At 66.7% G+C, this 9,091-nt stretch carries 9 protein-coding genes; 4 read left to right on the top strand and 5 right to left on the bottom strand.

Translation table 11 applies throughout. From position 1 onward, the window contains the following. Together KA184_18310 and KA184_18305 are read left to right on the top strand one after the other, a co-directional pair. The coding region (locus tag KA184_18310) for a cardiolipin synthase (GenBank protein MBP8131538.1) at positions 1–638 on the top strand (638 nt) is incomplete at its 5' end. A gap of 60 nt (positions 639–698) precedes the next feature. After that, positions 699–1,142, top strand: a complete 444-nt coding sequence (locus tag KA184_18305) for a GatB/YqeY domain-containing protein (protein ID MBP8131537.1) — start codon at positions 699–701, stop codon at positions 1,140–1,142. 98 nt (positions 1,143–1,240) lie between these two features. Here KA184_18305 and KA184_18300 read toward each other — a convergent pair whose 3' ends face one another. Further along, positions 1,241–1,756 (bottom strand): hypothetical protein, encoded by a 516-nt coding sequence (locus tag KA184_18300; protein MBP8131536.1) that lies wholly within the window; start codon positions 1,754–1,756, stop codon positions 1,241–1,243. A 145-nt stretch (positions 1,757–1,901) separates the two neighbouring features. Here KA184_18300 and KA184_18295 point away from each other — a divergent pair, with 145 nt between their 5' ends. Then, entirely contained in the window at positions 1,902–3,236 is a 1,335-nt protein-coding gene (locus KA184_18295) for a replication-associated recombination protein A (GenBank protein ID MBP8131535.1), read from the top strand. 21 nt (positions 3,237–3,257) lie between these two features. On the opposite strand, the gene hypE is transcribed toward KA184_18295, so the two are convergent. Genes hypE through hypF form a run of 4 tightly spaced genes read right to left on the bottom strand, consistent with a single transcriptional unit; the run spans position 3,258 to position 7,960 of the window. Beyond that, a complete protein-coding gene (hypE, locus tag KA184_18290; GenBank protein MBP8131534.1) occupies positions 3,258–4,316 on the bottom strand; it encodes a hydrogenase expression/formation protein HypE in 1,059 nt (352 codons plus the stop codon). Then, positions 4,313–5,416: a hydrogenase formation protein HypD gene (gene hypD, locus KA184_18285; protein ID MBP8131533.1), complete on the bottom strand. Its 1,104-nt coding sequence runs from the start codon at positions 5,414–5,416 to the stop codon at positions 4,313–4,315. The genes hypE and hypD overlap by 4 nt, the downstream gene beginning before the upstream one ends. Then, positions 5,413–5,667 (bottom strand): HypC/HybG/HupF family hydrogenase formation chaperone, encoded by a 255-nt coding sequence (locus KA184_18280; GenBank protein MBP8131532.1) that lies wholly within the window; start codon positions 5,665–5,667, stop codon positions 5,413–5,415. Before KA184_18280 ends, hypD begins: the two co-directional genes overlap by 4 nt. Then, entirely contained in the window at positions 5,645–7,960 is a 2,316-nt protein-coding gene (gene hypF / locus KA184_18275) for a carbamoyltransferase HypF (protein ID MBP8131531.1), read from the bottom strand. Before hypF ends, KA184_18280 begins: the two co-directional genes overlap by 23 nt. A 143-nt stretch (positions 7,961–8,103) precedes the next feature. Between hypF and KA184_18270 the strand changes: the two genes are divergently transcribed. After that, positions 8,104–9,091, top strand: a 988-nt coding sequence (locus tag KA184_18270; GenBank protein ID MBP8131530.1) for a hypothetical protein, incomplete at its 3' end; no start/stop codon positions are given.

Here is a 9,091-nt window from a genome sequence, read left to right as displayed (position 1 = left end):
CGGTTGGGGACATAGAGGACGTGTTCGCGAGCGACTGGGAATTCGCGACGGGCCAGGCCGTGCCGCGCGCCGCGGCCGCCGCGGCGCCGGTTGCGTTGGGCGATTCGGCCGTGCAGGTTGTGGCCAGTGGCCCCGATGTGCCGGAGGACGCGCTCCATGATGCGATGTTGACGGGCATGATGGACGCGCGCGAGCGCATCTGGATCGTGACGCCGTATTTTGTGCCTGACGAGCCCATCTTGAAAGTGCTGGCGCTGCAGGCTCGCGCGGGCCGCAACATTAGCGTCGTGCTGCCCGCGCGTTCCAACCATCGCATCCCCGACCTGGCCCGCGGCCCGGCCGTGCGGCAACTGCTGCGCGCGGGCGCGAAGATATACGCATACCCGAGGATGGTCCACGCGAAGGTGGTGCTATTCGACGATACCCTCGCTATTACCGGGTCGCCCAACCTGGACATGCGCAGCATGTATCTCAATTTCGAAATTGCGCTTCTCCATTATTGGCGGCCTGAAATTGCGCATATCGCGGCATGGGTGTCTGAACTCGCCGCGGCCTCCGAGCCGGTTATGGACGCGCCGGCGGGCCGGGTCCGCGAGTGGGCGGAGGGGCTTGCCGTACTCGCCGCGCCGCTTTTGTGAGCGCTGTTGCATCCGGAAACGCATGAGGGATACATTCACGCAGGGAAAAGGAGCCGCGCCATGAGTATCAAGAAAGCCATACAAGACGCCATCAAAGAGGCGATGAAAAACAAGGACCACGACCGGCTCGAATGCCTGCGCATGGCCAAGGGGGCCCTGTTGTTGAAGGAGAAGGAGGGGCCGAAAGGCGAACTCGAGGAGGCAGACGCCGTCGCGGCGCTGCGCGGCGAGATCAAGAAGCGCCACAACTCAATCGAGACCTTCCGCAGCGTTGGTCAGGAGGAAGTAGCGCGAAAGACGGAAGTTGAAATCGCCATCTTCGAGGAGTTTCTGCCCAAGCAGCTTGGCGCCGGCCAGGTTGAGGAGCGGGTCCGCGCCTTCCTGGCGGAACACCCGGACATGAACCACGCGGGGAAGCTGACCGGCGCGCTCAAGAAGGAAATGGGCGACCTCGCCGACGGCAAGATGCTCAATGAGATCTGCCGCAAAGTGCTCGGACAATAGCAGAGCGCCGGGAAAGGCCTTGTAGCCTGTCCCGGCGCGGAGAGCGTATTTGACTTACCGCCCCGCGAAACGGGGTGGCGCACTTACCTATCCACGAATTACGTGGCGGATTCGCCGGACGTCTTTTCCGAGCAGGCCGGGGCGTCACTGGCGCATGCTCCGGTCTTTCCGGCCGGCGAGCAACCCGATTCCGCTTCTGAGGAACCCGCCTTCGCTTTGTCCGCGCAACAGCCGCTCTTTGGCGCACAAGCCGGTGCAGATTCTCCTTCGGAAGAAGCTGCCTTGGCCTTCGCCGGGCAGCAGGAACCGCCGGATTCCGTCTCGGAGGAGGCGGCCTTCGCCTTTTCAGCCGGGCAGCAGGCCGACGGGGCAGGTTCGGCTTCCGAAGAAGCTGCCTTGGCCTTTTCGCCGCAGCCGCCGCTGAGCGGACATGCCGCTTTGCTCTTCGAGCACGTGCCTGTCCCTTCGGCGCCGTCGCCGGCGAATACGCCCGAGGTCAGGAAACCCGCGCCCGCCACGAGAGCGGCCACAAACACGGCGATACCTATGACGCGATTGCGCCATGCACCGCACGAACATGCACAAGTAGTCTCTTTTTCCATGTGTTCACTCATTCTCAGACTCCTTTCCGCGCCAGACAACCTGAGGCGCTCCTTTTTGCCCGTCCGCATGGTCAACAGTCCCCGGGCAGGGGATATTCCCGCCCCGCGCGGCCCCGCGCGATTGCTTCGGCGCGACAAGCGGGGCTAGGATGGCCTTATGGATACAGACCTTTTTGAGCATGCGGCCTCGGACCGGCTGAAAAAGGAGGCGCCCCTCGCGCGCCGTGTTGCCCCGCGTACGCTGGACGAGATCGTGGGCCAGGACCATATCCTCGGGCCAGGCAAGGTGTTGCGCCGCGCCATCGAGGCGGACCGGATAACGTCGCTGCTGCTGTACGGGCCGCCCGGCTGCGGCAAGACGGCCCTGGCGCGCATCATTGCCATGCGCACAAAAAGCGCGTTCGAGCCGCTGAACGCCGTTACATCGGGCGTGAAAGACCTGCGCGGACTGATCGAGGCGGCGAAACACCGGCGCATCCAGGAACAGCGCCGCACCATCGTCTTTGTGGACGAAATCCATCGCTTCAACCGCGCGCAACAGGACGCGCTCCTGCCCGACGTCGAGAACGGGGCCATCACGCTGATCGGCGCCACGACGGAGAACCCCTTTTTTGCCGTGGTCGCGCCGCTGCTGTCGCGCTCACAGATATTCGAGTTCAAGCGTCTCGAAGACGAACATGTTGTTCACCTTCTGCGCTGGGCGCTTGCGCACCCGAACCTCGGCATGGGCGACACGCGCATCGACGTGGACGCCGGCGCGTTCTCGCATTTCGCCCATTATGCGGAAGGCGACGCGCGGCGCGCGCTGAATGCGCTCGAGGTCGCGTTGCTGACCACGCCGCCGGAGGAGGGGCGCATCCACGTCACGCTCGACGTTGCCCGAGAATCCATCGCGCGCAAGCTGCTCCATTACGACGGCACGGGCGACGAGCATTACGACGCGGCGTCCGCGTTTATCAAGAGCATGCGCGGCAGCAATCCCGACGCGGCGGTCTACTGGATGGCGCGCATGATTGAGTCGGGCGAAACGCCGCGGTTCATTGCGCGGCGCATCTGCATTGCAGCCTCGGAAGACGTGGGCAATGCGGACCCCATGGCGCTCGTGGTGGCGACGGCGGCCTGGCAGGCCTGCGAATTCGTCGGCATGCCCGAAGCACGGATCATCCTGGCCCATGCGGCGACGTATGTGGCCTGCGCGCCGAAGAGCAACGCGGCCTACATGGCCATTGATGCCGCTTTGAAAGACGTGCGCGACCGGAAAACCATCGAAACGCCCGCGCACCTGCGCGACACGCACTACCCCGGCGCGCAGCGGCTTGGCCGCGGCCAGGGGTATCAGTACAGTCATGACTTCGAGGAGGGCTACGTGAGCCAGGATTACGGCGTGGCGCGCGGCACGTATTACCACCCCACGGACCGCGGCAAAGAAGGCGAATTCAAGGCGCGCCTCGACCGTTTCGACGCGCGCGACAAGGCCGCGGAAGAGGAGTGACCGCCCAGCGCCGGCGTGGGGTCAGCATATGCGCGGCAGTTGTTCGCCGCTGAGCATGTCGAGGATGCGCTGCGCGCCGATGCGGCTTTCCAGGGTGACGCGCCCGGGCGTTTCCGCGCGCACTTCGCCGATGACCGCGGGCTGCGGCGCCTGCGGATGGTCCCGGAGCAGTTCCAGCGCGCGTGGCGCATCTTCCGCCCGGATTATCGCCATAAAGCGGCCCTCGTTCGCGACGTAGAGCGGGTCGAAACCGAGCAGCTCGCATGCGCCGCGCACGTCATCGCGCACGGGTATGTCCGTCTCCCGGAAGTGCAGGCCAACGCCCGCCGCCTGCGCGATCTCGTTGGCGGCGCTGACCAGCCCGCCGCGCGTCAGGTCGCGGAGGCAATGCACCTCGATCCCCGCGTCGAGCAGGCCGAGCACGGCGTGCGCGACCGGCGCGGAGTCGCTTTCGATGGCGGTCTCGAATTCGAGGCCCTCGCGCACGGCCATCACGGCGATCCCGTGGCGGCCCAAGTCGCCATTGACGAGTATCGTGTCGCCTTGGCGGACTTCAGCCGGCCCGATGACGCGGTCGTGCTCGATGACGCCGATGCCCGCCGTGTTGATGAACAGACCGTCGCCCGCGCCGCGCCGCTCAATGACTTTCGTGTCGCCCGTCGCGATGCACACGCGACACGCGTCCGCCGCGCGGCGCATCGACGCCGTGAGCCGGCGCAGCGTCTCGATCGAGAAGCCTTCCTCGAGGATGAAGCCCGCGCTGAGGCACAGGGGCCGCGCGCCGGCCATGGCCAGGTCATTCACGGTGCCATGTACCGCCAGCGACGCGATATCGCCGCCAGGGAATTCGAGGGGCTGCACGACGTAGGAGTCCGTCGTGAACGCGAGCCGCGCGCCCGCGACGTCGAGCCGGGACGCGTCGTGTCGTTGCGCCAATACCGGGTTCTGGAACGCCTGATAGAACACGTCCTCGATCAGGCGGTGCATGGCCGTGCCGCCGCCGCCGTGGGCCATGGTGATCACCGGGCTGGAGGCGTGCGGGATCGGGCAAGACAGCGAGAAAGCGTCCGGCGTGCTCATGAAACGGCCTCCGTATCGGTCCGTCGATAACGAAAGTATGCGGCGCACGCGCCTTCGCTTGAGACCATGGGCGCGCCGAGCGGGCGCTCCGGCGTGCAGCGGCGCGCGAAGGCCGGGCACTCGTTGGGCCGCTTGATGCCCTGGAGCACGAGGCCCGCTATGCATTCGGGCGATTCCTCCGCGGTGATTTCGCCGAGGTCGAAACGCGTTTCCGCGTCGAATGACCGGAATTCCCCGCGCAGGCGCAATCCGCTGTTCGGGATTTCGCCCAGTCCGCGCCATTTCCGCGTGGCCGTCTCGAACACGGTTTCGATAGCGCGCAGCGCATGGACGTTACCCTCGCGCCGCACCGAGCGCGCATAGGCATTTTCGACGGACGCCCTGCCCGCCTCCAACTGCCTCACGCACATCAGAATGCCGTACAGGATGTCGACCGGCTCGAAACCCGTGACCACAATCGGTACGCGATAGCGCGCGGCGATTGGCTCATATTGGGCCCAGCCCATGATCGCGCACACGTGGCCCGCCGCAAGGAACGCCTGGACGCGGCATGCCTCGGATGACAGGATCGCCTCGATGGCGGGCGGCACGAGCACGTGCGAAGCGAGAATCGAGAAGTTGCGGAGCCCGTCGCGCTGGGCTTGCAGCACGGCCAGTGCGTTCGCGGGCGCGGTCGTCTCGAACCCAATGGCGAAGAACACGACCTCGCGGCCGGGGTGCTTGTGCGCCAGTTTCACGGCGTCGAGCGGCGAATAGACGATGCGCACGTCGCCGCCCCGGGCCTTGACGCCGAGCAGGTCCGTCCCGGTGCCGGGCACGCGCAGCATGTCGCCGAAGGAGCAGAAGACCACCTCCGGGCGGCGGGCCAGCGCGACGGCCTTGTCGACCAGTTCGACGGGTGTGACGCAGACGGGGCAGCCGGGCCCGTGAACGAGCGTCAATTCCGGCGGCAGCAGAGTGTCGATACCGAACCGCACAATGGCGTGGGTCTGCCCGCCGCAGATTTCCATGAGGGTGCGCGGCCGCGTCAACGTGCGGCGGATGGCGGCGGCGATGCGGCGCGCCGTGGCGCCGTCGCGGTATTCGTCGAGGAATTTCACGGGCCCGCGGCCTCCGTGTCGTCCAGGGCGTCCAGCGCCGCGAACGTTTCCAGGATGCTCCGCGCCTCTTCCTGGTCCACGACGCTGATGGCGAGCCCGGCATGCACGAGCACATAGGCGCCCGCCGCCGCCTCGGGCACGAGCGCCAGAGATACCTCTTTTACCACGCCGCCGAAGCTCACGCGCGCGTTGCGCGCCAGCGGGTCGGATTCGTCGATGCTCAGGATTTCACCGGGTATCGCCAGGCACATCGCCGTGTCCTTTTGCGTTCCGCAGCCGCCCCAACGCGTGCGCCGCTTGACCCAGAGCTATGCCGCCGTCGTTGGGCGGCACACGATGATGCAGAAATACGCGGAAACCATGCTTGCGCAGGCGCGGCGCGGTCAGTTCGGTCAACAGGACGTTCTGGAAGCAGCCGCCCGTCAGGACGATATCTGCAAGGCCGCAAGCCTGCGCGACCGTCAGGATAGCATCCGCGAGGGCGGCATGGAAACCCAGCGCAATGCGCTCGACAGCAATGCCCGCGCGCACGTCGCCGACCGCCGCCCGGGCCACGGGCGCCCAGTCGAGAACCTGCGGTTGCGCGTCCGTGTGCAGGGCGAATGCGTAGCGCGGGGATTCGTCCTCGCAGCGGCGGGCCGCGTATTCGAGCATCATGGCGGCCTGGCCCTCGTAGGCGCTGTACTGGCGCAGGCCGAGCAGCGCGGCAGCGGCGTCGAAGAGCCGCCCCGCGCTGGTGGTCAGAGGCGCATGCGCGCCTGTGGCCAGCATCCGCAGCAGCGGGCGCAGCTCTGAACCCTGGAAGGCGCGCAACGGTGCGAGGTCCGCCTGTTCCGCGGTTGCGCCGCCGTACAGTCCATACAGCATCCCGAGCGCGGACCGGCGCGGTTCCTTCACCGCACGATCGCCGCCGGGCAGGCGGAACGGGCGCAAGTGCGCCACGCGTTCGAACTCACACCGCGTCGCGCGCAGAAATTCGCCGCCCCAGACCACGCCGTCGGGACCATACCCCGTGCCGTCCCACGATACGCCGAGCACCGTGCCGTCGAGACCGTGCTCTGCCATGCACGCCACGACGTGGGCGTAGTGATGCTGCGTCTCCGTGACCGGCAGGCCGAGGCTGCGCGCGTGTTTCGCGCTCAGGTAGTCGGGATGCAGGTCGCATGCCGCGTGCACGGGGCGCACCTCGTACAAGGTTTCGAGCGAGCGCGCGGCCTCGAGAAAAGCGTCGAACGCCTTCGGTGTTTCCAGGTCGCCGATGTGCTGGCTGAGGAAGACGTTCCCGTCCTTGGCGACGGCGACCGTGTTCTTGAGATGGCCCCCGGCCGCGAGCAACGGGGGCCCGTCCGGCGTGACGCGGATGGGCAGAGGCGCGTAACCGCGCGCACGGCGCAGGACCATCTCGCGGCCGAGCACCACCTGAACAATCGAGTCGTCCACGTGCCGCACGATGGGCCGGTTGTGGACGAGGTACAAGTCCGCGATGCCGCGCAGCCGTTCGACCGCCTCCCGTTCGTCGATGCAGATGGGCTCCTCGCTCAGATTGCCGCTGGTTGCCACGACCGGCCCGCCCACTTCGCCCAGCAGCAGGTGATGCAGCGGCGTGCAGGGCAACATGACGCCATAACGCGGCGCGCCGGGCGCGATGTTCGGCGCGAGCGCGTCCCCGTCGCGCCGGTGCAGCAGGACGATGGGCGCTTCCGGCGATTCCAGCAATTGGGCTTCGAGCGCCGGCACCACGCAGTCCCGCCGGACCATGTCGAGACCGGGATACATGAGCGCGAAAGGCTTTTCCTCTCGATGCTTGTGCAGCCGCAAGCGCGCCACGGCCGTCCCGCTGTGCGCGTCGGCCATCAAGTGAAACCCGCCCAGGCCTTTCACCGCGACGACTTGTCCCTCCAGCAGCGCGGCGGCGCCCCGGCGCAGGGCGGCGTCGCGCATTTCGAGTGCCGCGCCGCGCGCGTCCCACAGTTCGAGATGCGGCCCGCAGGCGGGACAGGCCGTCGGCTGCGCATGGAAGCGGCGGTCCGCCGGGTCCTCATACTCGGTGCGGCATTCGGCGCACATCGTGAAACCATGCATGGACGTGTTTGGCCGGTCGTACGGCAACCGGTGGATGATCGTGAAGCGAGGCCCGCAGTGGGTGCAGTTCGTGAATGGATAGCGGTACCGCCGGTCATCTGGATCGCGTATCTCGCGCAGACAATCGGCGCACGTGGCCACGTCGGGCAGGATATGCGCGGCGGACGCGCCCGCGGCAGTGCTGTGCTCAATGCGGAAGCCAGAGAGGCGGTCAGAGCGGCCCCAATGCGCGTCGATGCGCTCGATAAGCGACAGCGGCGGTTTCTCGCGTTCGAGGCGAAGAAGCAGGGCTTCGAGTTGCTCTCGCGGCCCTTCGGCGATGAGCAGAACGCCTTCCGTCGTGTTGCGCACGGACCCCGAAAGCCCGAGCGCCATCGCCGTGCGGTACACAAAGGGCCGGAAACCGACCCCTTGCACGGCGCCGTAGATTCGCGCTTCTATTCGGACTACCGGCTTGCTCATGCGCCCCGTCCCGTTTTGTGCTCGTACTCGTGCTGGGTTCCATCCGCGGTTGATAGCACCTGCATCGCCGTATATGATACGCGCGTTTCCCTCATATTGCATGATATGGTCGTTCCGGTGACCGGGAATGCGAGGAGGGGTTTGTGCTCCATTGTCCTCACATAGCTGCGCACGGGTGCATCCCTTCGCGGGACCGGCGGGGCGCGGTCCTCCGCGCGTCGCTCGCGTTGCTTGCCGGACTGCTGGCGTGTTTCCTGGCCCGGCCCGCGCTTGCTCAGGAGGACGCAGAAGCCCCGCCCACCAAGGAAGAGGCGCCTCTGTTCCAGGCCCCTGTATCGCCGGGTGTGGGCATGCCCGCGGCGCCTGGTCTGACGCGACGGCCGCCCCATATCCCCGTTTCGCGCGCTGCGGTGCCCGGCACGCCCTACGAACGGTTTCGCGCGGCATTCCTGCGCATGCGGCCGGGGCTGTTCAACACGATTGCTTCAGCGACCATCCTTCTGAGCCTGGTCTACGTGGCGATCTCGCGCTGGCGCCTCTCGTTTTTGCGAGGGCTGCTCGTGGTGCCGCTTCTGGGCCTGGCGGTCTGCTCGCTGGGAAACTACACGAGTTTCTATCCGTGGCTGAGCAAGCACTATTTCAACGAGTACGAGTTCTACCATTATTACATTGGCGCGAAGTACGCCCCGGAAATCGGTTATGCCGGCCTGTACGAGGCCTCGATCATCGCGGACAACGAGACCAAGCTCCTCTACTCCGCGCCCACGGTGCGCCAACTCGCAACGGGCCGCTATGTGGCCGTGGCGGCCGTGTTGAAGCGCGAAAAGGAAATCAAGGCGCCGTTTTCCCGGGAGCGCTGGGCCGAATTCGTGAAGGACATTCAGTTCTTCAAGCGCAATCTGGGCGCGAGCCGCTGGTCGCGCATCCTGCGCGACAAGGGCTACAATGCGACGCCGGTCTGGGGCCTGACCGGCGGGCTGCTCAGCAACGCGGTCAACACGGATAACCTCAGGGGCATGCATGCGCTGGCGCTGCTCGACCCGGGGCTCATCCTGCTCGCGTTGCTGGCCTCATGCTGGGCCTTTGGCCACCGCGCCGGCCTGCTGGCCGCCGCCTTTTTCGGCATCAACT

The sequence above is a fragment of the Candidatus Hydrogenedentota bacterium genome, assembly GCA_018005585.1.
Taxonomy (GTDB): Bacteria; Hydrogenedentota; Hydrogenedentia; order Hydrogenedentales; family JAGMZX01; genus JAGMZX01.
Note: the sequence above shows the minus strand (reverse complement) of the source record. Positions and strands in the feature narration are given on the sequence as shown.